Raw genomic sequence first — 685 nt, forward strand, 5'->3', positions numbered from 1 at the left:
GGGTGCAAGAGTGAAAGAAGGGACCGCTGCGGCGATCCCTTCTTCTTGTTGTGCTAACGTGGCAGGTTACTTTAAGAATGATTATAATTGAATAAAGAACTTAACTTAGAGGTGTTGCTGTTTCTTAATTAAGGAGGTATATGATGAAGTTTTTTATAAAGTTAAATAATATTAGTGCCTTATACGCTTTAGCGTTGTTTATAGCAATCGAACTCATAATAAATGTATCTCATATTAGTATGTTAACTGGCTGGGAATGGGATAATGTTTACATTGTAATTGCTGCTATTAATGTTATTGGACTTCTACTTTTGACAATTTTATTCATTTACTTAACAAAAAAATGGACTATAGGTAGAAAATACAGCTATTTGTCACTCCTTTTGTGGGTACCATATTTTATTCTTTTTTTCTCTTTTTTCCCTGTTGTTTTTCCTATTAATGAAGGAGTAACACTATTTCCGAGATTTAGCCTTCTGATATATGGGTCTGTCATTCTGTATCCAGTTTACATATTATTTATTAATATATATGCATCACCTCTAAGTACAGATTATGAGGAAATAAGGCATTAATAATGCAGGTCACTTTTTGCAACTTATTCATCTCGCTTATTGAATTAAAGGGTGCTTATGTTTAAGATGGGATGGCTGCGGCGATCCCATTTTCTTATTGTGCTAACGGA

Annotated in this window: 1 protein-coding gene; it reads left to right on the forward strand. The window is 33.1% G+C overall.

The genetic code is table 11. From position 1 onward, the window contains the following. Positions 1-143 precede the first annotated feature (143 nt). Positions 144-575, forward strand: coding sequence for a hypothetical protein (locus BDR01S_RS24605; RefSeq protein WP_066254004.1), 432 nt, complete (start codon positions 144-146; stop codon positions 573-575). Positions 576-685 lie beyond the last annotated feature (110 nt).

It is taken from the genome of Neobacillus drentensis NBRC 102427, from assembly GCF_001591445.1.
Lineage (GTDB): Bacteria > Bacillota > Bacilli > Bacillales > Cytobacillaceae > Neobacillus > Neobacillus drentensis.

What these genes read in the sequence shown, in the direction of transcription:
- BDR01S_RS24605 (WP_066254004.1), top strand. Translation starts at nt 144, where the DNA reads ATGAAGTTTTTTATAAAGTTAAATAATATTAGTGCCTTATACGCTTTA.